Here is a 25,703-nt window from a genome sequence, read left to right on the forward strand (position 1 = left end):
AGACCATTTCAAACCATGGGTGGTACTGTGTCTTCTGATCGCAACAGATTTCAATACAAAGGAAAGCAGCATGGACACGTTGGCATGGAAGTGGATGGTGGCGGGTGGTGTTTTGTGGCTGGCGGCGTCGGCGCACGCACAGGTCCCGACGCAGCGCCTGGGAGACCCTGGCCGCTGGGACTACCAGAACAGCTGCGCCAGCTGTCACGGTGTGGCCGGGCGAGGTGACGGTCCGTTGGTGCCCTTTCTGGTGACCCGTCCGAGCGACCTGACGCTGCTGGCCGGGCGCCATGGCGGTGTGTTTCCGAAGGACCGGGTGGCCGCGATGATCGACGGGCGCGGCACCGCGGCCATCGGCACGCACGGGACACGCGAAATGCCCGTCTGGGGCAGCGTCTACTTTGATCGGGTGAAGAACGTGGGCGGATCCGATGAGCAGGCCGAGCGGGCCGCACAGCGGCGCATTGACGACCTGATCGACCACCTGGAGCGCATGCAGCGGAAATAGGGTGTGTAGCGGGTGCGAACGCGCGCACCTGGCCTTCACGCGTGGCGCCGCCGAAGCTCCCGCTTCAACAGTTTCCCGCTCGGATTCTTCGGCAGGCTGTCGGTGAACACCACGCGTTTCGGGCATTTGAAGTGCGCCATGTGCTGGTTGCAGTGCGCCAGCACCTCGTCTTCGGTGAGTGCCTGTCCGGCCTTGACCACGATGACCGCCGTCACGGCCTCGACCCATTTCGGGTCGGGCAGGCCGATCACCGCCACCTCGCTCACCGCGGGCAGGCGGTAGATCATTTCTTCCACCTCGCGGCTGGCCACGTTTTCGCCGCCGGTCTTGATCATGTCCTTCTTGCGGTCGACCACGGTGATGAAGCCTTCGTCGTCGATCACGGCGAGGTCGCCGCTGTGGAACCAGTCGCCCTCGAAGCTGGCCGCCGTGCGCTCGGGGTCGTTGAAGTAGCCGAGCATCAGGTGCGGCGAGCGGTGCACGATCTCGCCGACCTCGCCCACGGCCACGTCCTGCATGTCGTCGTTGACCACGCGGGTTTCCACGTTGAGCACCGCCTTGCCGCAGGAGCCGGGTTTGCGCAGCTGGTCGTCGGGCCCAAGCATGGTCGCCAGCGGCGCGATCTCGGTCTGGCCGTACAGGTTCCACAGCCGCACGGCCGGCAGTCGAGCGGCCAGTTCCTTCAGCACCTCCACCGGCATGATGGACGCGCCGTAGTAGCCCTTGGCCAGGCTGCCCAGCTTGCTGGCGTCAAACAGCGGCGAACGCAGCAGCGCGATCCACACCGTGGGCGGCGCGAAGAAGCTGGTGATCTGGTGCTGTTCGATCAGCGCGAGCAGGTTGTCGGGCGTGGGCTTGCTGGTGATGACGTTGCTGCTGCCGATGTAGATGGCCGGGCCGAAGAACACGTCGAGCTGCGCGCAGTGGTACAGCGGCAGGGCGTGCAGGGTGCGGTCGGTTTCGGCGATTTCGGCGTTGATCACGCAGCTCACGTACTGCCAGAGCACGGCGTCGTGCGTGAGCATGGCGCCTTTGGGGCTGGATTCGGTGCCGCTGGTGTAGACGATCTGGGCCAGGTCAAAGCTGCCCAGCGCCACGTCGGGCAGGGTGTCTGTGCAGCCGGCGAGTTCGTCGAAGCGGTGCATGCCGGGCGCCGGCTCGCCCGGGTCTTCGCTCGGCAGCCAGATGAACTGCTGCACCTGCGTTTCCAGCGCCGAGGCTTCGCGCGCCAGCCCGGCCAGGCCGCTGTCGGTGGCGAGCGTCTTCGCCCCCGCGTGGCGCAGGATGAAGGCCACTTCTTCGGCCTTGAGCATGAAATTGATCGGCACCAGCACCGCGCCCCGGCGCGCCAGCGCAAAACGCAATGCGGCAAAGCCGTGCGAATTGCGCGCCAGCACGGCCACCTTGTCGCCTTCGCACACGCCGATCTGGTTCAGGCCGGCGGCCAGGCGCGACACGAGTGCGTCGAACCCGGCGTAGGTCCATTGCGTGTCGCCGCAGACGATGGCGGTCTTGGTCGGCAGGCGAACAGCGGTGCGGTGCAGGGCGTCGGCGATGGTCTGGCGGCGCACGACAGGGGAAAGGGAATGGGTCACGAATGCCTCCGGTTACAGCGTTCCCCGCGGTTGCGGGTGCGATGGGGCATTGAACCCACAAACCGCGCGCGCGGCCATGGGCGTTTTCACCAGCCATGGGTTTGTGCTGTCACCTTGGCGTCGCGCCGCTATGATCCGGCGCATGAACCTGCTTGCTTCGATGCACAACACGCTGCTGCGCTGGGGGCGGGGGGTGCTGTCCGCCTGGGGCGCCTGGTGGCAGGTGCTGTTCATCGGTGCCGAGATCGTGGTGCTGTCGCTGTCTCCCTCCAGCTACGACGAACCCGAGGAGCGCCGTGCGGTGATGGCGCACATCTACCGTGCCAGCGCGCCGCTGCTGACCTGGTTCCTGGTGCTGTCGGCCCTGGTGAGCCTGGTGCTGATCCGCATCGTGGTGGCCACGGCGTTGAGCTACGGCCTCTCGCAGTACGCGCTGGAGGTGCTGGTGCGCACCCTGGTGCTGGAGCTCATTCCCCTGTATGCGGCGCTCTTTGTGGCGGTGCGCTACACCATGCCCGAGTCGCAACGCATCCGCCGCCTGCTGAGCGACGAACACCGCCGCGGACTGCACCGCCCACCCCAGCAACTGCTGCGCCAGGACATGCTGCCGCGCGCGCTGGCCGGGGTGTTCTCGGTGCTGCTGCTGGCCGCGCTGAGCTGTTTCATCGCGCTGGTGCTGACCTACCTGAACGTGTACGGCTTTTCGCCCTGGGCGCTGGCCGACTACAACCGCAGCGTGGGCAGTGTGTTCTCACCCGAGGTTTCGCTGATCTTTGGCCTCAAGACGCTGTTCTTCAGCCTGGCGGTGGCTTTCGTGCCCATGGCCGCCAGCGCCCAGCCCGACGCCAATGGCGGTTACGCGCGGCGCAGCGACATCACCGAATTCGCGCGCCTGCTCTCGGTGATCCTGTTGCTGGAAGTGGTGTCCCTCATGGGCAACTACTATTGAATTCTCCATACCCGCATCCATGACCCCAACGAATCCGCCTCTGGGCCCCGTGCCCGATCCCGTGCCCCCGGTGAACAACCTGGAGTTCAAGGCCGCGCTCCTGCTGCTGCTGTTGCTGGCGCTGGTGGTGGGCTCGGCGCTGTACGTGATGTACGCGCGCGGCGCCTTCGAGCGCACGCAGCGCCTGGTGCTGATGTCGGACGACTCCGAGGGCGTGGTCGCCGGCATGGACATGACCTTCGCCGGCTTTGCCATCGGCAAGGTGGCGCAGCTGGAGCTGGCCGAGGACGGCAACGTGCGCATCCTGGTGGACGTGCCCACCAAGGACGCCAAATGGCTGCGCAGCACCAGCATCTTCACCATGGAAAAGGCGCTGGTCGGTGGCACGAAGATCCGCGCCTACAGCGGCGTGCTGAGCGACCCGCCGCTGGAAGACGGCGCCGTGCGCGATGTGCTGCGTGGCGACGCGGCGGCCGAGATCCCGAAGCTGGTGATCCAGGCGCGCGACCTGCTCGACAACCTCAACAACCTGACCAAGGACGACGCGGCGCTGCAGCAGGCGCTGGCCAACCTGCAGGTGGCCACCGAGCGCCTCAAGGGGCCGCAGGGTGCGATGGGTCTGCTCATGGGCAACGACGAAGATGCGAAGAAGCTGGCGGCGACGCTGGGCAACGCCAACGCCGTGCTCGCGCGGGCCGATGGCCTGATCCAGCGGCTGGATTCGCTGGTGGTCAATGCCGACCGGCAGGTGTTCGGGCAGGACCCGGGCGGGTCTGGCAACGCCACGGGTGGTGGGCTGGTGGGCGACGCCCGCACCACCGTACAGCAGCTCAACGGCCTGCTCGGCGAAGCGCGCGGCAGCCTGACCAAGCTGGACACCTTGCTGGTCGAGGCGCAGGGCATCGCCAGCAACACCCGCGAAGCGACCACCGATCTGGGCGCGCTGCGCAGCGATGTGGACGCGAGCCTGCGCAAGGTGGACGCGCTCATCAACGACCTGAACCGCAAATGGCCGTTTGCGCGCGACACGGAGATCAAGCTGCCATGAAGCCCACCCCCGTTGCTTGCTCGCTGCGCCCCGGATTGCCGCCTCAAGCGGCAATCCGCTCAGCCGCATCCCCCCTCAAGGGGGCTGAGGACCGCGGCTCCAAGTCTGCCTGCGCAGACTTGGACAGTCCGAAGAGGCGGCGCCTCTGGCGCAGCCGCGGCCTGCAAGGCACACCTGTGGCCCGGCGGAGCCGGTTCCACGGTGTTTCTGGGCTAAGTCACCTCGCTCCGGTCGGATTTTTCGCGGTGGGTCAATTGAGAAGAATCGCTCGCTGTTTCGTAGCTGTCTCGGTGTTGGCGCTGGCCGCCTGCGGCAACAACCCGCCGGTGCCCGAATGGCAGATGAATGCCAAGGGCAGTGCGGACCGGGCGGCGGAAGCCTGGCTCAGTGGCGACAGCCGGGTGGAGGCGGCGGAATTTGCGCGGGCGCGCAGCGAGGTCTCGCGCACGGCGCGGCCGGATCTGCTGGCGCGCATCGAGTTGCTGCGTTGTGCCGCGCGGGCGGCGGCACTCGACTTTGAACCGTGCACCGGCTTCGATGCGCTCGCGAGCGATGCCGCACCGGCCGAGCAGGCCTATGCGCGCTACCTGAAGGGCGCCGCTCAGGCGACCGATGCACCGTTGTTGCCCGAGGCCCACCGGGGCCTCGTTGCCGCGACCGCTGCGCCCGAAGCGGCGCTTGCCGGCATCGCTGACCCGATGTCCCGTCTGGTGGCCGCAGGTGTGCTGTTCAGGCGCGGTCTGGCCACCCCGGGCACCATCACGCAGGCCATCGATACCGCGTCCGCCCGTGGCTGGCGCCGTCCGCTGCTGGCCTGGCTCCAGGTGCAGTTGCAGCGTGCACAGGCGGCAGGCGCTGCCGATGAGGTGGCGCGCATCCAGCGGCGCATCGACGTGGTGCTGGGAAAGAGCGCCCTTTAAAGCGCTTCCCGGGCCTCGATGCTGAGCTGCTGCACGCGCGAGCCTCCGACGCCCGCGGTCGCCCGGATGCGCAGCGCGCGACCGGTTTCCAGCTCGATGCGGCAGTGGTAGTCCAGACCGTCGGTCTGGCCGGGGCTGTGGCTGGGAATGCGGCGGCGCCATTGCTGCTGGCCGTCCAGCTCCACCGCCAGCTCGTGCCAGGGCCCGTCGCCCTCGACGGGCACGCGCACCAGGAGGGTCACGTCGATGTCAAAGGTCCGGCGCCGGTCCAGCGCGCCGGGGATGTGCAGCACCGCCACCGAGGCGCTGCCCGCGTCGCAACGCCAAAGTTCGGGTACGGGGTTGCCGGTTTTTCTGGTCATGTCTGTGCAGGAGGAGATCAGATGGAGGCTGGCCCGCCGGATCGGGCCAGTCGCTGGCCCCTGTGGGCTGTGAGAGCGGCCCCTGATGGCGCTGATGGGGGTGCGAGGAGGGTCGAAAGGTGTCTGGTGTGCCGCATCATGGCTCAGTTCTTGGGCTTCTTGCTTTTCGGTGACTGAACGGGTTGCAGCAGGCCGCAGCCCGCCATGCCCTTCAGGTCCCTCCCGCTTCGCGCATGGCCCGCGCCGCCTCTGCATTTCCCAGGCCCTCCACCCCCGCTGCCGCGCCGAGGCGGTCCCGCGCTTCGCGGTTCTGGCCGAGCTTGGATTTGCCCACCAGGCGGGTGAGTTCGATCTCGATGCCGACGATGGCCTGCAGCAGGCCGGTGATGAACTCGGGCGCCGAGTCGCCCATCTTCCAGGGCCTGACCTGCTGCGAGCGCCGCTCGTGTTCGCGCGTGAGGCGCGCCACCAGGCCGCGCACGAAGCGTTCGTCGTCCATCACGCGCAGGCGGCCGTGGGCATGCACGACCTGGTAGTTCCAGGTCGGCACGTGGCGGTGGTGCTCGGGTTTGCTGGGGTACCAGTTGGGCGAGATGTAGGCCTCGCTGGACTGGAAGATCACGAGCACGTCCGCACCGTCGGCCGGCACTTCGCGCCAGACCGGGTTGGCGCGTGCGACGTGGGCGCGCAGCGTGCCCTGCGGGCCGGTGGCCTCGTCGAGCTCGAACGGGATGTGGTTGGCGTCCAGTCCGTTGGGGCCTTGCGTGATGAGCGCGCCCAGCGGGTGTTCGCGCAGCACACGCTGCAGTTCGCCGGGGCGGTGTTCTTCGAAGTGGGTGGGGAGGTACATGGTTTCGGCGAGGAGGTTGCGTGAATCTTTCTACCAGATAGGCCATGGCCGCGTCCGCCCCGCGCCACCCGGCCCGGCAGCGTGCCGCGAGAGCGCTTGGTGGCGGTCCGGCAGGAAGGGCACATGGTACGGCGGCAGGTACATGGGCTGACCTCAGACGCTCTGCAGCGCATGGCGCACCAGCAGCGCCGCCAGCAACCACATGGTCCCGCCGATCAGGCCGTCGAGCACCTGCCAGGCGCGGGGCCTGGCGAACAGCGGTGCCAGCCAGCGCGCGCCAAATCCCAGGGCGCTGAACCAGCCCAGGCTGGCCATGCTGGATCCGGCGATGAACCAGCCTTGCAGGCCGGCGGGTTGTTGGGCGCCGATGCTGCCCACCAGCAGCACCGTGTCCAGGTACACATGGGGGTTGAGCAGGGTGAAGGCGGCGGCCTGCGCCAGCGCGGCGGCGTGGCTCAGGCCTGCGCCATCCTGCGAGGCGGTGAGCCGATTCGCACGGCGCGCACGCTGCAGCGCCTGCCAGCCGTACCAGGCCAGAAACGCCGCGCCGGCCAGCGCCATGGCCCGGGCCACACCGGGGTGCTTGCCCAGCGCCTGCGCCATGCCCAGCACCCCGGCGGTGATGAGCACGGCGTCGGCCAGCGCGCAGAACAGCACCACACTGCCCACGTGCTCACGCCGCAGCCCCTGGCGCAGCACAAACGCGTTTTGTGCACCGATGGCGACGATGAGACCCAGGCCCAGGACCAGGCCCTGCAGGAAGACCGGGAACACCAGCGAATCGGAAACAGGAAACGGCGTCATGCGCCGAGAGTGCCCGTGGAATGGAATGAAGGCAAACTGTCTTTTCTTCTTCCGATGGAGAAAAACTGCATTCATGCAGGGACCATGCCGCCCTCCATGCCCTGGTCGCTGTGACGGGCACCGCCCGCCCCGCCAGTGGCTGCAACAGCCAGCCGCTGGGTGCCATGCGCTGCATCGCGGCGGCCAGCACGGCGTTCATCAGGGCGCATCAGCTCAAGCGGGTCGAGCAGTTGCTGGAGCTGCCGCTGATCCAGAGCAATGTGGGCGTGGTGCCGTGGTCGGACGGGTTCGGCCTCCTCACGAAGCTGCGCGTGCCCGGCCGCTTGGCCTTGCGGTTCGAGCGGGCACAGATGTCACTCGACGCTTGCCAACACCGCCTCGCTACGGCGCCATGATCCCCACACATGTGGATCTGCAGAAACGGGTTGTTGGCGGGGCTGCGTCGCCTGGCCCGTTCACAGCACGCTGAAGTCGATCACGATCACGCCTGGCTCGCGCTGTCGGTAAGCCACGCCGATGCGGTCGCCGTAGCGCTGCGCGATTTGCGACAGCAGCGGCAGGGGGTCGTGGTCGTTGGCGAATCGCATGGTCTCGCCCGGCTGCAGGCTGTCCAGCGCGCCGAAGATGGCGGCGTGCCGGAATCGTTTGGCCACGCCGCGGGCGTCGAACGGGTAGATGGCGTCGGGTGACAGGTGTGTGTGAGCTTGTGACATGTCGGTTCCTTGAGTGGACGTTGGAGGGACCCGGCGCAAGGCGCCAGGCGTCAGGCGGTGGGGGAGGTTTTGGCCTTGCTGGCGGGCGGGCGAAGGCTGCGGGGCGCCACCACCGGAGCCAGCCCCGGTGACATGGCGCGCCCCTTGGCCGGCGCCGGCACGGGCTCGACCATGTCGGCCAGCGTCATGCCGTCAAGTTCCTTGAAGTAGGCCCCCAGCGCGGCGTTGAACAGGCCTTTCAGGCGGCAGGTCGGCGACAGCGTGCACTGGTTGGAGCCCGGGTCGAAACACTCGACCAGGCGGAAGTCGGTCTCCGAGGCGCGCACCACGTCCCCGATGCGCAGCTGGGCCGGGTCTTTCAGCAGGCGCAGTCCGCCGCCGCGGCCACGCGTGGTTTCCAGCACGCCCTGGCGGCCGAGGTCGGTGACGATCTTCATCAGGTGGTTCCTGGACACGCCATGTTGTTCGGCCAGTTCGCTGATGGTCACCATCTGATGCGGGCGGGCCGCGCAATACATCAGCACGCGCAAGGTGTAGTCGGTGTACTCGGCAAGTCGCATGGAAACCCCTAAAGAGGCACGAAGTATATTTCTTTAGAGGCGGTTTGGGTATAAGATTCATCCCACATACTTCTTATGAGGTCTTCGCAGCGACCCGACGGTCCCTGCAACGCCCACCACACCATGGCCCTCCCCACCTTGCACGCCTCGCCGCACGAGCCCACCGCCGCGCCACAGCCCCCGGGCTGGCCGCTGCTGAGGCTGGGATTCCGGCCCTTTTACCTGGGGGCTGCGTCGTTCGCGCTGCTGTCGATTCCCCTGTGGGTGGCGCTGTTCCTGGGCCAGTGGAACCTCACGATGGCGCTGCCACCGCTGCTGTGGCACGCGCACGAAATGCTGTTCGGCTTCGCGATCGCGGTCATCCTGGGCTTCTTGCTGACCGCGGTCAAAGCCTGGACGGGGCTGGTCACACCGCGCGGCGCCTTTCTGGGGGCCCTGGCCCTGTTGTGGCTGGCGGCCCGGGTGGCCGCCGTGACCGGGCCCTACGCTGTCTACGCCGTGCTGGACCTGGCGCTGCTGCCCCTGGTGGCCGCGGTACTCACCCATGTGCTGCTGCGCGCGCGCAACCGGCGCAACCTGCCGCTGGCGGGGATGCTGATGCTGCTCGCGCTGGCCAACGGTTTCTTTCACCTGGGCGTGATCGGCGTCCTCGAGATGTCCCCGCTGACCCCGTTGTACGCCGCCCTGGCCCTGATCGTGATGATCGAGTGCGTGATCGCGGGGCGGGTGATTCCGGCCTTCACCATGAGCGCGACCCCGGGTCTGAAGCTCCAGGTGCGCGCGCCGGTGGATCGCGCCGCGCTGGCGCTCACGGCGCTGGCCTTGCTGCTGTGGGTGTTTGCGCCGGCTGCTGCTGGCTGGAACATGGTCGGTGGCCTGGCGTTTTCGCTCGCGGCGATGGCCCAGGTGGGACGGCTGCTGCAATGGCGGCCTGCGTTGACCCGGCACCGCCCGATCCTGTGGATCCTGCACGTGTCCTACGCCTGGATTCCCTTCGGGCTGGCCTTGCTGGCGGCGGCCCGGTTCGGCTGGGTCGGTGTTTCCGCCGGCGTGCATGCGCTGGCGATCGGCGCCACCGCCGGACTCATCATCGGCATGATGACCCGCACCGCCCGCGGCCACACCGGGCGCGCACTGCAGGTGTCCCGCCCGGAGATCGCGGCCTACGTGCTCGTGATGCTGGCGGCTTTGGTGCGCGTGCTGCTGCCGCTGGCCGTGCCGCAATGGCTGCCATTGGCTCTGGTCGTGGCGGCAGCGGCTTGGTCGGTGGCGTTTGCGATCTACCTCTTCATCTACACCCCCTGGCTGCTCCAGACGCGCTTCGACGGCAAGGACGGCTGACGCCCTTTTTTCCATCCCGCTCCGCTTTTTCAACCCATCCCTCTTCACCCACTTCAGGACCCATTCATGAACACCACCACCACCGCTCCCGCCCCCACCGTGGACCTGCGCACCATCGCTCCGCGCGAACGCCACTCGCTGGTGTTCTCCACCTTCAAGGCCTTGCCACCCGGCGCGGCCATGGAACTCATCAACGACCACAACCCGCAACCGCTGCGCGGGCAGTTCGAGAGCGGTCTCTACGGCGCCTTCAGCTGGACTCCGCTGGAAAGCGGACCCGAACAATGGCGCGTGCAGATCGCCAAACCGGCCGAGAGCAAGCCCGTGCACGGGGTGGATTCCTGCTGCGGGTCCTGCGGCGGCTGACCGGGAGCCAGCGCCATGACCTTTGTGGTGACCGAATCGTGCATCCGGTGCAAATACACCGATTGCGTCGACGTTTGCCCGGTCGATGCGTTTCGCGAGGGACCGAACTTCCTGGTGATCGATCCCGCCGAGTGCATCGATTGCGCGGTCTGTGTCCCGGAGTGCCCGGTCTCGGCGATCTACGCCGAAGAAGACGTGCCCAAGGACCAGCGGGACTTCACGCCGCTCAACGCCGAGCTGGCGCTGGTGTGGAAACCGATCACGCGGACCAAGCCCGCGCTGCCCGATGCCGACGCGTGGAGCTCGGTTCAGGACAAACGCGACCAGCTCGAACGCTGAAACCACCCCGGGTGCAAGCACCCGGGCCGCCACCGGGCCGCGTCACAGGCCCAGTGACAACATCGCGGCTTCGGACATCCGCGAACGGTCCCAGGGCGGATCGAACACGAACTCCAGGTCCACCTCGGCCACGCGGGGCAAGGCCAGCAACTTCTCATGGATCTCGTCCACCAGCATGTCGCCCATGCCGCAGCCGGGCGCCGTCAGGGTCATCTTGATCGACACCCTGAATTCGCCGCCGTCCATCGGCAGCACGTCGCACACATAGACCAGCCCGAGCTCGACGATGTCGACCGGAATCTCCGGGTCGTAGCAGGTCTTGAGCGTTTGCCAGACCTGACCACGCAGGCCGGCAGGCCCCGCAACGGCGGGCAGCACCGGCGCGAGCGGCACCGGCTTGCCGATGGCGTCGGCATCGGCGCCGGCCAGGCGCATCAGCTGGCCGTCAACCAGCAAGGTGAACGAGGCTCCCAGTGCCTGGGTGATCTGCACCAGCGTGCCGGCCGGCAATTCGGCGGGGCGACCATCGGGCACGCAGGTCACGGCCACCTCGCGCGTGACCATCACCCGTTCGCGTCGAGCGCTCACTGGAGTACCTTCGCCCGGCGGGCTGCGGTGCGAGCTTGCTTGGGAACGGCCCGGCGCGGCGCTCATGGCGTGGCCTCCGGCGGGTTGTTCGCTGGATCGGCTTCGCTGCCCAGCGCGTGCATCAGCGCGTGCCAGCCCAGCAGCGCGCATTTGATGCGGCCCGGGTAACGGCGCACACCGGCCAGGCTGATCAGCTTGCCCAGGTGCGCTTCTTCGGCTTCCATCTGGCCGGTGAGCACGGCCCGGAAACGGCCCTGCAGGGCCTGCGCCAGCGCCACCTCTTGCCCGAGCACCGCCTCGCTCATCATGGACGCGGACGCGATGCAGATCGCGCAGCCCTGGCCGTGGAAGCGGATGTCACGCACCCGCCCGTCGTCGACCACCAGGGCCACCCGCAGGTCGTCACCACATTGCGGGTTCTGTCCGCGCGCCTGGTGGGTCGGCGCGGCCAGCGTGCCGAAGTGGCGCGGCGCGCGCTTGTGGTCCATCACCACGTCCTGGTAGAGGTCGAGTTCGGCAGCGGTTTCGGTGTTCATCTCAGCACCTTCATGGCATGCGCCACGCCAGCGAGCAGGCGCTCCACCTCGGCGTGCGTGTTGTAGAGCGCAAACGAGGCGCGCGTGGTGGGCCCCAGGCCCAGGTGTTCGAGCAGCGGCTGGGCACAGTGGTGACCGGTGCGCACTGCGATGCCGAGTTGGTCCAGCAAGGTGCCGATGTCGTGCGGGTGCACGCCGTCGGCAACAAACGAGACGATCGCCGATGCGCGGCTGTGGGCCGACAGCACCGTGATGCCGGGCATCGCGGCCAGGCCCGCGGCGGCGTGTTCGCGCAGCGCGCTCAGGTGGGCGTCGATGCGATCGCGCCCGATCTGTTGAATGAAGCCCGCCGCAGCGGCCAAGCCGATTGCGCCCGCGACGTTGGGCGTGCCGCCTTCCAGCCGCGCCGGCAGTTCGGCAAAGCTGGCCTCGGTGGCGCTGACCCAGGCCACCATGTCGCCGCCGTAGCGCAAGGGCTCCAGCCGTTCCAGCGCGGCACGCCGGCCCACCAGCACGCCGGTGCCCATGGGCCCGTACATCTTGTGGCCCGAAAAGGCCATGAAGTCGCAGGCCAGCGCCGACAGGTCGGGCACCCCGTGGGCGACGGCCTGGGCCGCGTCGAGCACGGTCAGCGCGCCCGCGTCGGCAGCGAGCTGGAGCAGGGCCTCGTAGGGCGGGCGCTCGCCGGTGGCGTTGGCGCAGGCGGTGAGCGCCAGCACGCGGGTGCGGGGGTTGAGCAGGCGGCGCAGGTCGGCCGCATGCAGCCGCCCCTGGGCATCGGGCAACAACACGTGCAACACCGCGCCGGTGCGCCGCGCCGCCTGTTGCCAGGGCACGAGGTTGGCGTGGTGCTCCAGGCCGCTGACCACGATCTCGTCGCCGGCCTGCAGCCAGGCGGGCTGTCCCCCGGAGGTGGACAGGCCATGGGCCACCATGTTCAGTGCGTCGGTGGTGCCCGAGGTGAACACCAGCTCGTGGTCGGGTCCGGCGCCGACAAAGCGCTTGAGCTCGCTGCGGGCGCGCTCGAAGGCGTCGGTGGCGCGCTGGCTCAGCGTGTGCACACCGCGGTGGATGTTGGCCCGGTCGTGCTGTTCGAAGGCGCGCATCGCGGCCTGCACCGCCAGGGCTATCTGGGTGGTGGCGGCGTTGTCGAGGTAGGCCAGCTCGGCACCGTGGATGCGCTGCGCGAGCACCGGAAACTGCGAGCGCACGGTCTCGATCACCAGGCGGTCGGTCATGAGGGCGTCACCCATGGGCCGCCTCCTGTTGGGTGGTGGGGGCGGTGGGGTCATCGCTCAGGTGTTGGGCCACCGCCTGGCGCAGCAGGCCCGCGAGGTCCAGCGACTCGATGAACAACGGATCACCAAAGGCCCGCGCGAGCAAGGCGCTGGCCATGCCTTCGATGATCAGGCCGCGCGCGCTGCGTTCGTCCAGGCCGCGCTGGCGGGCATAGAACAGCGCGTCTTCCGGCAAGGCACCCCAGGTGGCGCCGTGGGCGGCCTGCACCTGGTCGTGGTGGATTTCCAGGTGCGGCCGCAACACCAGCCTGGGCTGGCCGCCGGTGGGCACGCCCGTGAGCCGTTGGCGCACCTCGGCGTCGGCCGCGCCCGGTGCGATGCGGGTGTGGGCGTTGACCACCGCGCGCGCCGCGCCGCTGGCCAGCGCCAGGGCCTCGACCTGGCTGCGGGTGCGCTCGCCGGTGTGATGCATGCGCACCTGTTGTTCGAGGTCGGCGCCGGCCGTCAGCAGCAAACCGGCGCTGCGGGCCTCTGCGCGGTCCCCCGCCAGCTCGACCACCTGGCGTTGCAGGTGATAGCGGCTGCCGGTGGCGATCAGGCCCTGTTCGTAGCGTGCGTCCGGCCCGAGCTGCAGCTGCAGGTGGTGGGCGACCCGGTCGGCCGAACCGGGCTGCACGCTGCGCAGGTGCTGCAGGGTGGCGCCCGCGCCGAGCCGGATGTGGGTGTGCAGGTTCTGCACCACCGGCTGTTCGCAGGCCACCCCTTCGCCATGATGGCGGTGGTGGGTTTCCACCAGCACGCAGTGCACGCCGTCCTGCACATCGATCACCAGCATCGGCGCTTCGACCGCGCTGCGCGGCTGGTGCCGCAGCTGTATCCACACCGTCTCAGTGGCACCGCGATTGTCGGAGGCTTCACCGCCGACGCGCAGCCGCAGGCCGTGACGGCACAGCGCGTGGTGCACCCAGGCAAACGGCGCGGCATCGTGCTGGGCGGTGTCGCCGTGGGAAACCCCATCGGGGTGGCTGGGAAGCGGCAGGCCGGCGAACAGCTCCTTGCGCTGCGCCGGGTCGGCGGCATCGAGCCAGCGGGCGTCCACACGGCCCTGCGGCGTCTGACCGAGCGGGTGCAGCGTCCAGCCTGCGCCGCTCAGCGGGTGGGCGTCACAGCCGGTCAACGTGGCTTCGGGCGCTTCGCCCAGCCAGACGGCGGCCGGCGGTGGCGGCAGATGGCGAAACGCCTCGGCGTCACGCGGGATCCAGCCCGCATCTTGCAGCCGGTGGCGGGCGGCCAGGATGTCGGCGCGTGCGTGGTCCATGCTCAGGCCTCCAGTGCGTCGGCCGCGCGCACAAAGCCGGTCCGCGCGATCTGTTGGGCCAGCGCCAGGTCGCCGGTCTCGGCGATGCAGCCCTGGTCGAGGCGCAGCACCGCGTCGGGCTGCAGCGACTCGATCAGCTGCAGGTAGTGCGAGACCACCACAAAGGCGGTGCCCTGGGCGCGCAACGACTGCACCAGATCAACCACCGCGCGGGTGCCGTCCACGTCCATGCCCGAATCGATTTCATCGAGCATCGCCAGGCGCGGGCGCAGCAGGGCCAGTTGCAGCAGCTCGTTGCGCTTGCGCTCCCCGCCGGAAAAACCGTCGTTGACGGGGCGCGCCAGCATCGCCTCGGGCAGGCCCAGCCGGGTCGCCGCGGCGCGCGCGTCACCGAGGAAATCAAAGGCATCGAGCGGTGCTTCGCCGCGCGCTTCGCGCACGGCGTTGAGGGCGGTCCGGATGAACAGGTTGTTCTTCACACCGGGAATCTCGGGCGGCGCCTGGAACGAGACAAACAGCCCGGCGCGCGCGCGCGCCTCGGGGCTCATGGCCAGCAGGTCCTGGCCGCCAAAGCGGGCCTGGCCACCGACCACGCCGTAGCGCGGGTGGCCGGCCAGCGTCAGGCCCAGGGTGCTCTTGCCGCTGCCGTTGGCGCCCATGAGCACCACCAGCGCACCGGCCGGGACATCGAGCGAGATCGACTTCAACACGTGGCGGCCGCCAACGTCAACGCGCAGATCGCGCACCTGCAACAGGGGTTCGGCATGGGTCATGGTGGGTCTTTCCTGATGGATCGTGTGGGGGGTCTCAGCCGACAGCGCCTTCGAGCGAAACGGCCAGCAGCGCCTTGGCTTCGAGCGCGAATTCCATCGGCAGCTCGTCCAGCACCGCCTGGCAGAAGCCACCGACGATGAGGGCGGTGGCGTCCTGCGGGTGGATGCCGCGCTGTTGGCAATAGAACAGGCGCTCTTCGGAAATGCGGGTGGTGGTGGCTTCGTGTTCCACCAGGGCGTCGTCGCGCGCGGCCTCGATGTACGGGAAGGTGTGGGCACCGCAGTCGGGGCCGATGAGCAGCGAGTCGCACTGCGTGTGGTTGTGGGCACCGGCCGCGGTCGGGGCCACGCGCACCAGGCCGCGGTAGCTGTTCTGGGCGTGTCCGGCGCTGATGCCTTTGGAGACGATGCGGCTCTTGGTGTTGCGGCCCAGATGGATCATCTTGGTGCCGGTGTCGGCCTGCTGGAAGTGGTTGCTGACCGCGATCGAATGGAACTCGCCGCGCGAATCGTCGCCGCGCAGCACCACGCTCGGGTACTTCCAGGTGATGGCCGATCCGGTCTCGATCTGCGTCCAGGCGATGTGCGAACGCTGGCCCGCACACAGGCCGCGCTTGGTGACGAAGTTGTAGATGCCGCCCCGGCCGCGTTCGTCGCCGGGGTACCAGTTCTGCACCGTCGAGTACTTGATGTGGGCGTCGTCGTGGGCGATCAGCTCGACCACCGCCGCGTGCAGCTGGTGCTCGTCGCGCTGCGGCGCCGTGCAGCCTTCGAGGTAGCTCACGTGGCTGCCTTCCTCGGCAATGATCAGCGTGCGCTCGAACTGGCCGGTGTTGGCCGCGTTGATGCGGAAGTAGGACGACAGCTCCATCGGGCAGCGCACGCCTTGGGGGATGTAGACGAAGGAGCCGTCGGAGAACACCGCCGAATTCAGCGCGGCGTAGAAGTTGTCGCCCGGCGGCACCACCGTGCCCAGGTAACGCTCGATCAGTTCCGGGTGGTGTTGCACGGCGTGCGAGAACGAACAGAAGATCACGCCGACCTCGGCCAGCTGCTCGCGGAAGGTGGTGCCGACGGACACCGAGTCGAACACCGCATCGACCGCCACCCCGGCCAGGCGCGCCCGCTCGTGCAGCGGCACGCCGAGTTTTTCGTAGGTTTCCAGCAGCTTGGGGTCCACCTCGGCCAGGCTCTTGGGGCCGTCTTTCTGCGACCTGGGCGCCGAGTAATAGCTCAGGGCCTGGAAGTCCACCGGCTCGATGCGGAGCTGGCCCCAGTGGGGGTGCGCCATGGACTGCCAGCGCTCGAAAGCCGCCAGGCGCCACTGCAACAGGAAATCGGGCTCGCGCTTGCGGCGCGAGATGGCGCGCACGGTGTCGGCGTCCAGCCCCGGCGGCAGCGAGTCGCTCTCCACGTCGGTGACGAACCCGTGTCGGTAGGACTGCTGCAACGCCTGGGTCAGCGGCGGTGCTTGTTCAACGGTGGTCATGGCGGGGCTCCTGCGGCGATGGGGTGCAGCTTCGATGCGCGACCGAAGTGGCTTCGGTGTGCCCGAACTGAACCCTCTTTTAAAGATGCAAAGTGTATGCCTCTTTAAGATTCATCACCATCAAAAACCGCGTTGCCCGCTTGTCTGTCAGGGTCATTGGGCGAGTACCAGAACCGAGGACACACATCACTTCACTGAGCCCACCGAAGCGTGTCGAGGTGATCGGCTCAAGCCTGCATCATGCGATGCCGTTCCGGCAGGTCTCCGGCGTTGGTCCGGTTGCCCGGAAACACAGCCGCTCGGCCTGGTCAGGGGCTCCAGATCGCGCAGCTGTGCCCGTGCTGTCTAACGGAGGAAGCCGGTCAGAGCACATTGAGGCCCTCACGGCGTCGAGCTTCCATCTATCCAGCCTCAGCCGGAATATCCATGCCCTCACACGCCTCCTGACCCAGGCGAACGTACAGCAGGCCCGGGCGCACCGGGACATGCTCGATACGCTGGAAGGGGATGTGCGGCGGCACCTGGTGTTCGCCGCGGGGGCGTTGGCTGCACTTGGGAAGCCAGGACCGTCAACTCGATCCCGCTGACTTTCAGAATGTATTGCGACTGGTTGGTGCAGTTCGACGCAGCAACGCTCGAAGTCCGTTCTGCAGCGAAGGACCGTCATCGGCTCAGGAACGATGACTGACTGCGGCAAGTCAATGAGCGGTCAGCCTGCGATCAGATGTTGTGCAAAACGCCTCTGAACTGTGAAGGCTTGTATTTGGTCTTGAACAGATTGCTTCAGCGCCGGTTTGGCACCAGCCCGCTGTAGCCCAGGTGGTGCACGCACTCCCGCAGGATTAACAACAAGGCGGCTGCCATCGGTTCTGACGGAGGATCGCCCTGCGCTCGCGGATGGCCCAGTGACATTGACACCAGCCGCTGAAACCTGGCTTCCAACTGCTCGCGAGCCATTCGCTCTCCCTCAGCGTCGAGCCCGAGTTGCTCGAACAACATGGGGGTATCAATGACCAGATCGCCGCGCGCGGTCTGTTTCAGGCCCGTGGTGGCCAGAGCATCCTCAACCCAGTCGATGGCCTGCTCGATCTCCCCCGGTGTGGGCGGATCGTGCCGGAACAAACGCGTTGCGATGTTGATCGCCGCTATGTTCAGCCCCACATGGGGTGATGCTCCATCCGAGAGGACGGTACGGTCATCGTCGAAGCGAATTCGGGTCAAGTAGCCTGAGCTCACGAGCCCCTCTCCTCGTTCAAAGCCTGTAGGCGTCGACCGATGGCTTGAACCACGCGAGCATCAATACCGTGGCCAAGACCTGCAAATCGGTCAAGTGTGTGCGAGGCCCCCAGGGACCGCAACTCTCGTTCAGCCTCTAGGGCCAGCCTGAAGGGCATCACCTGATCCTGCTCACCATGCAGCAGATGCACCGCGACGTTCTCTGGCTTGATCCGGGGTGGTTGCGCGAAGCGTCCGGCTATCGCGACCACACGGGCTGCATTTTCTGAGTCGTCGGAGAGCTGCGTCGACTCCAGCGCCATGATCGCACCCTGCGAGAAGCCAACCAGCGTCGTGTTCAGCGGGCCGACGCCTGTTTCACTCTGCCATCTCCGAATGCGTTCCACGAACGCGGGCATCGCTGAGGAAACCCGTTCAGGTCGGTTGGCTTCTGTCACACCCTGCACCGAGAACCATTGCCAGCCTCGACCGAGGTCGGAGCGGTCTGGCGAGCGAACGCTGATGACCCAGGCGTTAAGTCGCTGCAAGGCCAGGGCCTGACCCAGTGGCGCCAGGTCCTCGGCACTGGACCCCACGCCGTGGAACAGCAGCAACAACTCCGCGTTGTCTGACGTCTGGGGGCGCTGAAGAATCAGATCGGTTGGCATGGTCACCTCGCTTGTTCAGTGAGCAGCGGCGGTCAGGCCGAACGCGTAGGAGTCCATTGCCAGCATGCCATGCGCAATGCCACCGTGGATCACAGTGCCCGGCGGGGTACCGTTACCAGCATCAGCCGCACCCGCAGCCACCAGGAGCGGCCAAAAGTGTTCGGCCGTTGGGTGTGCCCGCTGGGCATCTGGAGCTTCATCCAACGTCCGCTGCAAGCGAGCATTGTCGCCATGCTCTATCGCTTCACGCACCCAACCCGCAAATGCGGCCACGTAAGCTTCGTCCGCACCGTGTGCTGCGCGGAATTCGTAGAGGTTGTGTGTCAAGCTGCCCGAGCCGATGATCAGCACGCCTTCCTCGGCCAGTGGCGCCAGCGCCTGCCCGAAAGCCCACGCGCGCTGTGCATCCAGCCTCGACGGTAGGGAGACTTGGAACACTGGCACATCAGCCTCCGGGAACAGGTGCAACAGCGGAACCCAGGCACCATGGTCGAGGCCACGCCGCTCATCCGCCTGCGCCGGCCAGCCCGCCTTTGTCAGTTGCGCGATGGTGCGCTGGGCCAGCTCAGCATGGCCCGCGGCCGGATAGCTCAGTTGGTACAAGGCCGGATCAAACCCACCGAAGTCGTGAATGGTGGTGGGCTGTGCGGTGGTGCCTACCTGCGGCGTGGGCGTCATCCAATGCGGCGAGACGATCAGCACCGCCTTCGGGCGGGGCAGCGAACGGCCCAGCTCGGTCAGCCTGGGGCCGGCCATACCGGGGTCAATGGCGAAGGTGGGTGCACCGTGCGAGACAAACAGGGTGGGCAGGCGTGACATCAACGTTCTCCGGTAAGGGCGCGGTCGACCGAGAAGCGACCTCCACCACTGAACAGCAGGGACAGCGAGGCAGCGAACAGGGCCAGTGCGTACTCGTAGCCGCCCTTGTCCATGAAGAACCCGTTGCCGATGTGCACCGCGAAGATGGCAATCAGCATCGCGAAGGCCAGCGCTGCGGCCGCCGGGCGAACCAGTACGCCAAGGACCAGTGCCAGGCCACCGAAGAATTCGGCAGCACCAGCCAGCAGCGCCATCAGGTAGCCCGGGTTCAGGCCTACCGAGCCGAAGAACTGGCCGGTACCTTCGAGTCCGTAGCCACCGAACCAGCCGAAGAGCTTCTGTGCGCCGTGGGCAGCGAAGATGATGCCCACGGGGATACGCAGGGCGAGGGCACCCGATCCGTTGTCGGTGGAAAGGATGCGTTGGAGGAATGTGTTGTTCATGATGTGTTCCGTTTGATCAGTGAAAGTGTTGGGGTTCGGTCGGTTCAGGCTTTGTGAATCCAGGTCGGTGCGATGGTGGTGCCAAGCCCTGCGCCATAACCCAGGTAAATGTTCAGACCCGCCAGAGGCTCGAGGTAGCGTGCGTTCTTCAGGCCACCGGCGTCCACCACTTCAAAGCCCATGCTCTGGGCAAGTGCAGCGGCGGTCTGCTTGGCACGGGTGCTGTCGCTGGCCACAAAGACCGAGACCTTGCGACCATGGCCGAAGTCGGCGCCCTCGCTCAGCACCTGAGCAAAGACGGTGTTGAAAGCTTTGACGACTTCGGCACCGGGCACGGCCTTGGCGATTTCTTCGGCGGCCGAGCTGCTGTGGCCGAGGGTGAGACCCATGTAGTCGGGTGTCAGCGGGTTGGTGATGTCGATGACAACCTTGCCTTGCAGATCGCCCACTGAATTCAGAGCTGCAAGGGCGCTGTCATAGCCCGTAGCCAGCACGATGGCGTCGGCGCCGTCTGCCGCGCCGGCGATCCCCACGGCTTTTGCGCCCGGGTGAGCCGCGACGACCTGTGCAGCCTTGGCGTTGTCGCGGGAGGCGACGCTGACCTGGTGGCCTGCGCGAACGAGTTGTTTGACGAAGGCCGAGCCCATGTTGCCGGCGCCGATGATGGTGATGTTCATGATGTGTCCTTGGGTTGAATGCAGCGACTTGCTGCGATGGACTGAACTTTAAAGTGCACCAATAGATAGATAAATGGCCTGTAAAAGGATTTACTATCCCGAATAACGGCACAATAGGCGAGATGGACCGATTTCAGGAAATGAGCGTGTTTGTTGCTGTGGTCGACGCTGGCAGCTTTGTGCGCGCAGCCGACGCGCTCGATCTGTCAAAGACCGCCGTGTCGCGGCTGGTCAATGACCTGGAACTGCGGCTGGGTGTGCGCCTGCTGCACCGAACGACGCGCAAGCTGTCGCTCACGCCAGAGGGCGAGATTTTTTTGGAAAGGTGCCGGCAACTGGTTGATGGCGTGGCGGAGGCGGAGGCCGAACTGTCCACCCATGCGGGTGAGGCCATTGGGCAAATGCGGGTGAACGTGCCGGTCACTTTCGGGTTGCTGCACCTGGCGCCCTTGTGGCCGGCCTTCATGGCCCTGCACCCGAGGGTGACCCTGGAGGTGACGCTGTCCGACCGGCTGGTGGATTTGGTCGACGAGGGATTCGACGTCGCGGTCCGGATCGCCCGCCTTCAGGTGTCATCTCTCATCAGCCGCCAGCTCACCACGACAAGACTGATTCTGTGTGCCTCGCCTGACTATCTGCGTAGGCACGGTAGCCCCAAGCATCCGGCCGAACTGGCCGACCACGCGGTGATTGCCTACTCACTGCTGGCCATGGGTGACCAATGGGAGTTCTCGGCCCCAGACGGGAAAGGCGAGCCCTTTCTGGTGAGGGTATCGCCGCGCATGCGGACCAACAGCGGAGACACCTGTGTCGCTGCAGCCTTGCAGCACATGGGACTTGTTTTGCAACCGTCGTTCTTGGTCCACCCGCACCTGCAGTCTGGAGCACTGGTGGAAGTGTTGCCAGACTACCGGTCCATCGAGCTTGGCATCTACGCCGTGTATCCAAGCCGCCGACACCTCGCACCCAAGGTCCGTGCGCTGGTCGACTTCTTGGTGGACGCATTTCGCATGCGGGCGTGGCCTGCATGAACCTGTTGCTTCGCTCCCGTTTCTTCGTCAGGATGCTCATTGCTCCGCTATGGGCAGAACGTCTTCATGAGGGCGTTGGTTCTGATCGCCACGGCAGACGTCTCGGGCTTTCAGTGCGACCGGGTCGCAGTAAGCCCGGTTTCCTGCACATGCAGTCAAACATATGCCGAGCGCGAAAGTCAGCAAACAGCGGGCGTTGATCGTGCCAATCAACCGACGCTTTGGCCGAAGAGCGATCGCTTTCATCTCTGTGCCAGAACAGGCATCAAACGATCCCGAAGGTCAGCAAACACTCGGTCCAGCTGCGGAACAGATCCTGTTAGGTCGCGCACAAATGCGTCCCATTGCCGCCGCTTCGCCGGGTCGTTAGCGAACGCATCGCTGAGTCCATCGGGTACCTGATTCGGGATCACCGTGTCGCGGCGGGCAAAGGTCGCTGCGATGGCCTGGCGCATGCGCTCCGGGTTCAGGTCGAACGTGCTGGTCAGCATCCACACGTCGTAGTAGTCCTTCATGCGGCTGTTGGCGCGTCCCAGGGCCACCATCGCATGGACCTTCTCTGCGACCACGGTTTCTGGCGGGTAGGCACGCAGGTGGGGCGAGGGCATGTCCAGCAGCACAGGCAGGTTCACGTCTTCGGTGCCGGGTGCGATGGCATCGCCGAAGCCGATGTCCACCGTGATCGGGATGCGCGCGCCGGCCAGCGCCGCGGTGGTGCGCAGGCGCGATCCGCCGTATTCGAGTTCTTCGCGGATCGCATCGATCCGCAGGTTCTTCAGGTCGAAGTGGACCCCGTCGTCCGCTTCGATCGCCATGATCTCGCGGAAGGTGGAGAGCAGGGCGTCTTCGCTGGCGTCACCGAAACCCAGCAGGTCCACGTCGCGCGTGGCGCGGTGGGGTTCGTCGAACCAGGTGACCAGCAGCATCGCGCCTTTCAGCACGAAGCGCTCCCGGTGCGGCGACAGGCTCAGGCGGTGCAACAGGCGTTCCAGCGCATAGCGGGTCAGCAGCAGGTCCATGGGCTGGCCTCGCGCGTGCGCCAGGTTCAGAAGCCGCTGGCGCACGGAGGCGCCGATGTCGCGCTTGTGGTCAGGCATCGCTGGTCAGCGCCATCAGATAGGGCTCCATCACGGGCCAGATGCCCCCGGCTTGCGCCTCGCGCGCCATCTCTGCGGGCGTGAGCTTGCGCAGGCGCAGCGCGTTGCGCAGGCCTTCGATGGCCAGTGTTTCGCCCACGGTTCGGCGGTACCGGAACAGGTCGGCCACGGTCTTGGCCACACCAAACACCGGCACCAGCGTGCCAGCGATGTGCTGCGTCTCGACACCCCGCCCCAGCATTTTGTCGGAGAAGCGCACGACGTGGATCGGCGGATAGGTGAGGCGAGGGCGCCAGTCCTTGCGCCCGATGGCAATCCAGACCTTGGGCGGCATCTGGTCGGTGAGCCCGTGGAAGGCCAGGGCCGAGGCCAGGCAGATCACGCCCTTGGGCACCAGGCGGGCCACTTCGGCCATCGATTGCTGGGTATCGAGGGGCGCATCGGGCAGTTGGTAGAGGCCCCGTGTGATGCGCACGATGTCGCCCGCCCGCTCCATGCGGCTGACCGTGGCGGACGTGATGCCCGCCGCATTGAACTCCGCCAGCCGCGCCAGGCCCCGCCGCTGCAGCAGCGCCAGCGCCTGGCTGCGTTGGGTGGTGGGTGGGGCGACAAGCATGATCTGAAAGCTCGGATGATGTTAAAGTTTGTCCGAGTATTTATATCATTTTATGGCTGCCAGTGCGGTGGTTTTGGGTGTCTGGGTGCGTCGAAGCTTGTCGAGGTGATCGGCCCATGCCTGCATCATGCGCCGCCGTTCCGGCAGGTGTTCGGCGTGGTTGTAGGCGGCCTTGACCGTGTTGCGCTCGGCGTGCGAGAGCTGTCGTTCGACCACGTCGGATGGCCAGCCCAGCTCGTGCAGCATGGTCGAGGCCATGCCCCGGAAACCGTGGGCGGTCATGACGGCGCGGCTGTAGCCCAGCCGCCGCAGCGCGGCATTGACGGTGTTTTCGCTCATCGGCTCGCCATTGGTCCGGTTGCCCGGAAACACCCAGCCGTTCGGGCCGGTCAGCGGCTCCAGTTCGCGCAGCACCGCCAAGGCCTGTTTGGCCAGCGGGACGATGTGCATCACGCGGCCTTTCATCTTGGCCGCAGGGATGCGCCACTCGGCCGCTTCCAGGTTGATCTCGCTCCATTCGGCGCGCCGCAGCTCACCGGGTCGCACGAACAGCAGGGGCGAAAGCTGGAGAGCGCAGCGGGTGAGGAAGCCGCCTTCGTAGGCATCGATGTCCCGCAGCAGCACACCGACCTTGCGCGGGTCGGTCAGGGTCGGGTAGTGCTCCGGCCGCCACGGGGGCAGGGCGCCGCGCAGGTCCCGGCTCGGGTCGCTCTCCAGCAAGCCGGTGGCCACCGCGTAGCGAAAGACCTGGCCGCAGTTCTGCTGCACCCGGTGGGTGGTCTCGATGGCGCCCCGAGCTTCAACCCGCCGGAGCAACTCCAGCAGGTCTTTGGGCGTGATGCTTGCAATTGGTCGCGGGCCGATCCAGGGGAACACGTCGCGCTCCAGACGCCGGATGATCTTGTCGGAGTGGCTGTTGGCCCAGGTTGGCGCGTGTTTGCCAAACCACTCGCGGGCCACGGCCTCGAACGACTCGGGCACAGGCAGACCGGCTTCCACCAGCTGTTCGATCTGCCTTTGCTTGACGACGGACTGCTTTTTCTGCTGCCGGGCCTGGCTCGGGTCCACGCCGGTGGTGAGCAGTTGCCGGGCCTCTGAAGCCTTCTGGCGCGCGGCGCCCAGGCCAACGGTGGGGTAGGTGCCCAGGCTCAGGGTCTTGCGTCGACCCTCGAAGGAATAGTCGAGCCGCCAGCCGTGTGAACCGCCCTTGACGAACAGCAGCAGGTAGAGTCCGCCACCGTCACTGAGACGGCGGCGTGGGTCCCCCGGCTTGATGGCCTTGAGGGTGGCGGCAGAGGAGATCAGGTGCAGGGCCATACAGTAACTTTCGCGAGAGAATGGAGCAGATTCTCCGGTTACTGCACGAGTTCCTGCAATGTGATCTCGGATCGCATGGGACTTCCTGGGACTGTCTGGGCAAGAAAAAAGCCCCAAGGCATTGATTCCTAAGGGCTTTTTCTGTTTCTTGGGACGTCTTGGGATGTCCTGAAAATTTCACATGGTGGAGACGAGGAGGATCGAACTCCCGACCTTCGCATTGCGAACGCGACGCTCTCCCAGCTGAGCTACGTCCCCTTGAGGTCTGGATGGTATCAAAGCGCCATGCCCTTGGGCAAACCTGCTGCTCAGGCGGGGGACTGCGCCTCGGGGGTTTTCATCGTGAGTTCGACGGGGCGGCTGGCGGTGGGGCCAGACAGCTTCCATGGTGCGGCCACCGGGTGCGTGTCGGCCTCACCGCTGGCCGGACGGCGGCCAGCTCGCCCCGGATCCAGAGGCGGGAGATGGCCACGGGTTCTTTGATGCCGCTGTGGGTATGGATCCGCTCCTGGCGCACCACATGGCCGTTTCTTTCAGGTCATTCCGTTGCGCCGCGCGAGCTCGACGAACAGGGCGGAATGGTCCATGTCCGCCAGGCCGTGGTCGACGGCCTGGGCGAACAACTGCTCGAACAGACCGGTGATGGGGGCTTCGAAGTCCAGCTCGCTGGCGGTGGACAGGGCGTTGCGCATGTCCTTGAGCTGCACGGTGATGGCCGCGCGTTTGGCGAAGTCTCGCTCGACCATGCGCTGGCCATGCACCTGCAGGATGCGGCTGTCGGCAAAACCGCCGCCGATGGCCTGGCGCACCCTGGCCATGTCGGCGCCGCCCTTTTCGCACAGCAACAATGCCTCGGCCACCGCGCCGATGGTGATGCCCACGATCATCTGGTTGGCCAATTTGGCGAGCTGGCCCGCACCGTGTGGTCCCACATGGGTGGCACGCCCCAGGGCGCTGAACACCGGCACGGCGCGCTCGAAATCGGCCATGTCGCCGCCCGCCATGATCGCCAGCGTGCCGGCCTCGGCGCCCACGGTGCCGCCCGACACCGGCGCGTCGAGGTGCATCACGCCCAGCGCCGCCAGCCGCGCTGCGTGGTCGCGGGCCTGGCGCGGCAGGATCGAGGACATGTCCGCCACCAGCGCGCCGGGGCGCAGGCCCTCGGTGCCGCCCTGGCGAAACAGCACATCTTCCACCACATCGCCGTTCTCCAGCAGGGTGATGACGAAGTCGGCCTGCGCCACGGCCTGGGCCGGTGTGTCGCACACCCGGGCACCGAAGGGCTCCAGGCGTTCGGCCTTGGCCCGCGAGCGGTTCCAGGCCGTCACCCGGTGACCCGCCTCGCACAGCCGGCGAGCCATGGGGTAGCCCATCAGACCGATGCCCAGCACGGCAATGGATATCGGGATCACAGGGTCGGAGAGGTGTGTGGCACTGGGCATGTTTCGGGCGCTTTTCTGAGAGGGCAAAGGGAAAAATTGTAGGGGTTGGGTGTCTGCCGGCAGACAAAAAAAAAGCGGTTT

Annotated in this window: 30 protein-coding genes and 1 tRNA gene; 9 read left to right on the forward strand and 22 right to left on the reverse strand. The window is 66.9% G+C overall.

Going from position 1 to position 25,703, the window contains the following annotated elements:
* Positions 1–70 precede the first annotated feature (70 nt).
* Positions 71–508: a c-type cytochrome gene (locus tag AC0GNO_RS21065; RefSeq protein ID WP_472889739.1), complete on the forward strand. Its 438-nt coding sequence runs from the start codon at positions 71–73 to the stop codon at positions 506–508.
* A gap of 35 nt (positions 509–543) precedes the next feature.
* Here AC0GNO_RS21065 and AC0GNO_RS21070 read toward each other — a convergent pair whose 3' ends face one another.
* The gene (locus AC0GNO_RS21070; RefSeq protein WP_472905381.1) at positions 544–2,103 is read right to left on the reverse strand and encodes an acyl-CoA synthetase; all 1,560 of its coding nucleotides are present in this window, start codon (positions 2,101–2,103) and stop codon (positions 544–546) included.
* Positions 2,104–2,245: 142 nt separating this feature from the next.
* Between AC0GNO_RS21070 and AC0GNO_RS21075 the strand changes: the two genes are divergently transcribed.
* The 3 genes from AC0GNO_RS21075 (at position 2,246) to AC0GNO_RS21085 (ending at position 5,020) form a co-directional block, all read left to right on the forward strand.
* Positions 2,246–3,052, forward strand: a complete 807-nt coding sequence (locus tag AC0GNO_RS21075) for an MlaE family ABC transporter permease (protein WP_472889737.1) — start codon at positions 2,246–2,248, stop codon at positions 3,050–3,052.
* 19 nt (positions 3,053–3,071) lie between these two features.
* Positions 3,072–4,100, forward strand: coding sequence for an MlaD family protein (locus AC0GNO_RS21080; RefSeq protein WP_472889736.1), 1,029 nt, complete (start codon positions 3,072–3,074; stop codon positions 4,098–4,100).
* 254 nt (positions 4,101–4,354) lie between these two features.
* Positions 4,355–5,020 (forward strand): hypothetical protein, encoded by a 666-nt coding sequence (locus AC0GNO_RS21085; RefSeq protein ID WP_472905382.1) that lies wholly within the window; start codon positions 4,355–4,357, stop codon positions 5,018–5,020.
* On the opposite strand, the gene AC0GNO_RS21090 is transcribed toward AC0GNO_RS21085, so the two are convergent.
* The 3 genes from AC0GNO_RS21090 to AC0GNO_RS21100 all read right to left on the reverse strand — a co-directional run bounded on the left by AC0GNO_RS21090 (position 5,017) and on the right by AC0GNO_RS21100 (position 7,036).
* A complete protein-coding gene (locus AC0GNO_RS21090; protein ID WP_472905383.1) occupies positions 5,017–5,382 on the reverse strand; it encodes a hypothetical protein in 366 nt (121 codons plus the stop codon). The two genes, AC0GNO_RS21085 and AC0GNO_RS21090, sit on opposite strands and share 4 nt — an antisense overlap.
* A gap of 211 nt (positions 5,383–5,593) precedes the next feature.
* On the reverse strand, positions 5,594–6,232 hold the full coding sequence (locus AC0GNO_RS21095; RefSeq protein WP_472905384.1) for an FMN-binding negative transcriptional regulator: 639 nt from the start codon (positions 6,230–6,232) through the stop codon (positions 5,594–5,596).
* A gap of 153 nt (positions 6,233–6,385) precedes the next feature.
* Positions 6,386–7,036 (reverse strand): LysE/ArgO family amino acid transporter, encoded by a 651-nt coding sequence (locus AC0GNO_RS21100; RefSeq protein ID WP_472905385.1) that lies wholly within the window; start codon positions 7,034–7,036, stop codon positions 6,386–6,388.
* Positions 7,037–7,146: 110 nt separating this feature from the next.
* On the opposite strand from AC0GNO_RS21100, the gene AC0GNO_RS21105 reads away from it, so the two are divergent.
* Positions 7,147–7,431: a hypothetical protein gene (locus AC0GNO_RS21105; RefSeq protein WP_472905386.1), complete on the forward strand. Its 285-nt coding sequence runs from the start codon at positions 7,147–7,149 to the stop codon at positions 7,429–7,431.
* 60 nt (positions 7,432–7,491) lie between these two features.
* Here AC0GNO_RS21105 and AC0GNO_RS21110 read toward each other — a convergent pair whose 3' ends face one another.
* Positions 7,492–7,749: a DUF2249 domain-containing protein gene (locus AC0GNO_RS21110; protein ID WP_472905387.1), complete on the reverse strand. Its 258-nt coding sequence runs from the start codon at positions 7,747–7,749 to the stop codon at positions 7,492–7,494.
* A gap of 50 nt (positions 7,750–7,799) precedes the next feature.
* The gene (locus AC0GNO_RS21115; protein WP_472905388.1) at positions 7,800–8,309 is read right to left on the reverse strand and encodes an Rrf2 family transcriptional regulator; all 510 of its coding nucleotides are present in this window, start codon (positions 8,307–8,309) and stop codon (positions 7,800–7,802) included.
* Between the two features lie 123 nt (positions 8,310–8,432).
* Here AC0GNO_RS21115 and AC0GNO_RS21120 point away from each other — a divergent pair, with 123 nt between their 5' ends.
* From AC0GNO_RS21120 to fdxA, 3 genes are all read left to right on the forward strand, one after another.
* Positions 8,433–9,650 (forward strand): NnrS family protein, encoded by a 1,218-nt coding sequence (locus AC0GNO_RS21120; RefSeq protein WP_472905389.1) that lies wholly within the window; start codon positions 8,433–8,435, stop codon positions 9,648–9,650.
* Between the two features lie 66 nt (positions 9,651–9,716).
* On the forward strand, positions 9,717–10,016 hold the full coding sequence (locus AC0GNO_RS21125; protein WP_472905390.1) for a DUF2249 domain-containing protein: 300 nt from the start codon (positions 9,717–9,719) through the stop codon (positions 10,014–10,016).
* A 15-nt stretch (positions 10,017–10,031) separates the two neighbouring features.
* Positions 10,032–10,355, forward strand: a complete 324-nt coding sequence (gene fdxA / locus AC0GNO_RS21130) for a ferredoxin FdxA (protein WP_472905391.1) — start codon at positions 10,032–10,034, stop codon at positions 10,353–10,355.
* Positions 10,356–10,397: 42 nt separating this feature from the next.
* Here the strand turns inward: fdxA and sufT are convergent, their stop codons facing one another.
* From sufT to AC0GNO_RS21185, 11 genes are all read right to left on the reverse strand, one after another.
* On the reverse strand, positions 10,398–10,943 hold the full coding sequence (sufT, locus tag AC0GNO_RS21135; RefSeq protein ID WP_472905417.1) for a putative Fe-S cluster assembly protein SufT: 546 nt from the start codon (positions 10,941–10,943) through the stop codon (positions 10,398–10,400).
* 62 nt (positions 10,944–11,005) lie between these two features.
* Positions 11,006–11,479 (reverse strand): Fe-S cluster assembly sulfur transfer protein SufU, encoded by a 474-nt coding sequence (gene sufU, locus AC0GNO_RS21140; RefSeq protein WP_472905392.1) that lies wholly within the window; start codon positions 11,477–11,479, stop codon positions 11,006–11,008.
* Entirely contained in the window at positions 11,476–12,732 is a 1,257-nt protein-coding gene (locus AC0GNO_RS21145; RefSeq protein ID WP_472905393.1) for an aminotransferase class V-fold PLP-dependent enzyme, read from the reverse strand. The genes sufU and AC0GNO_RS21145 overlap by 4 nt, the downstream gene beginning before the upstream one ends.
* Positions 12,725–14,035, reverse strand: coding sequence for a SufD family Fe-S cluster assembly protein (locus AC0GNO_RS21150; RefSeq protein ID WP_472905394.1), 1,311 nt, complete (start codon positions 14,033–14,035; stop codon positions 12,725–12,727). Before AC0GNO_RS21150 ends, AC0GNO_RS21145 begins: the two co-directional genes overlap by 8 nt.
* Positions 14,036–14,037: 2 nt before the next feature.
* Entirely contained in the window at positions 14,038–14,808 is a 771-nt protein-coding gene (gene sufC / locus AC0GNO_RS21155) for a Fe-S cluster assembly ATPase SufC (protein ID WP_226462534.1), read from the reverse strand.
* Between the two features lie 34 nt (positions 14,809–14,842).
* On the reverse strand, positions 14,843–16,297 hold the full coding sequence (sufB, locus tag AC0GNO_RS21160) for a Fe-S cluster assembly protein SufB (RefSeq protein WP_472889722.1): 1,455 nt from the start codon (positions 16,295–16,297) through the stop codon (positions 14,843–14,845).
* 783 nt (positions 16,298–17,080) lie between these two features.
* A complete protein-coding gene (locus tag AC0GNO_RS21165; protein WP_472905395.1) occupies positions 17,081–17,533 on the reverse strand; it encodes a hypothetical protein in 453 nt (150 codons plus the stop codon).
* Positions 17,530–18,180: an esterase gene (ypfH, locus tag AC0GNO_RS21170; RefSeq protein WP_472905396.1), complete on the reverse strand. Its 651-nt coding sequence runs from the start codon at positions 18,178–18,180 to the stop codon at positions 17,530–17,532. The genes AC0GNO_RS21165 and ypfH overlap by 4 nt, the downstream gene beginning before the upstream one ends.
* Positions 18,181–18,195: 15 nt before the next feature.
* Positions 18,196–18,999 (reverse strand): dioxygenase family protein, encoded by an 804-nt coding sequence (locus AC0GNO_RS21175; protein WP_472905397.1) that lies wholly within the window; start codon positions 18,997–18,999, stop codon positions 18,196–18,198.
* Positions 18,999–19,442: a DoxX family protein gene (locus tag AC0GNO_RS21180; protein ID WP_472905398.1), complete on the reverse strand. Its 444-nt coding sequence runs from the start codon at positions 19,440–19,442 to the stop codon at positions 18,999–19,001. Before AC0GNO_RS21180 ends, AC0GNO_RS21175 begins: the two co-directional genes overlap by 1 nt.
* A 44-nt stretch (positions 19,443–19,486) precedes the next feature.
* Entirely contained in the window at positions 19,487–20,119 is a 633-nt protein-coding gene (locus AC0GNO_RS21185; RefSeq protein WP_472905399.1) for an NADPH-dependent F420 reductase, read from the reverse strand.
* Between the two features lie 122 nt (positions 20,120–20,241).
* Between AC0GNO_RS21185 and AC0GNO_RS21190 the strand changes: the two genes are divergently transcribed.
* On the forward strand, positions 20,242–21,150 hold the full coding sequence (locus AC0GNO_RS21190) for a LysR family transcriptional regulator (RefSeq protein ID WP_472905400.1): 909 nt from the start codon (positions 20,242–20,244) through the stop codon (positions 21,148–21,150).
* A 242-nt stretch (positions 21,151–21,392) separates the two neighbouring features.
* Here AC0GNO_RS21190 and AC0GNO_RS21195 read toward each other — a convergent pair whose 3' ends face one another.
* The 5 genes from AC0GNO_RS21195 to AC0GNO_RS21215 all read right to left on the reverse strand — a co-directional run bounded on the left by AC0GNO_RS21195 (position 21,393) and on the right by AC0GNO_RS21215 (position 25,622).
* A complete protein-coding gene (locus tag AC0GNO_RS21195) occupies positions 21,393–22,247 on the reverse strand; it encodes a nucleotidyl transferase AbiEii/AbiGii toxin family protein (RefSeq protein WP_472905401.1) in 855 nt (284 codons plus the stop codon).
* The gene (locus tag AC0GNO_RS21200) at positions 22,240–22,863 is read right to left on the reverse strand and encodes a type IV toxin-antitoxin system AbiEi family antitoxin domain-containing protein (protein WP_472905402.1); all 624 of its coding nucleotides are present in this window, start codon (positions 22,861–22,863) and stop codon (positions 22,240–22,242) included. The genes AC0GNO_RS21195 and AC0GNO_RS21200 overlap by 8 nt, the downstream gene beginning before the upstream one ends.
* A 45-nt stretch (positions 22,864–22,908) precedes the next feature.
* Entirely contained in the window at positions 22,909–24,180 is a 1,272-nt protein-coding gene (locus tag AC0GNO_RS21205) for a tyrosine-type recombinase/integrase (protein WP_472905403.1), read from the reverse strand.
* Positions 24,181–24,362: 182 nt separating this feature from the next.
* Positions 24,363–24,438 (reverse strand) — tRNA-Ala (locus tag AC0GNO_RS21210).
* A gap of 275 nt (positions 24,439–24,713) precedes the next feature.
* The gene (locus AC0GNO_RS21215) at positions 24,714–25,622 is read right to left on the reverse strand and encodes an NAD(P)-dependent oxidoreductase (RefSeq protein ID WP_472905404.1); all 909 of its coding nucleotides are present in this window, start codon (positions 25,620–25,622) and stop codon (positions 24,714–24,716) included.
* Between the last annotated feature and the right edge of the window lie 81 nt (positions 25,623–25,703).

The organism is Hydrogenophaga sp. L310 (assembly GCF_055703065.1).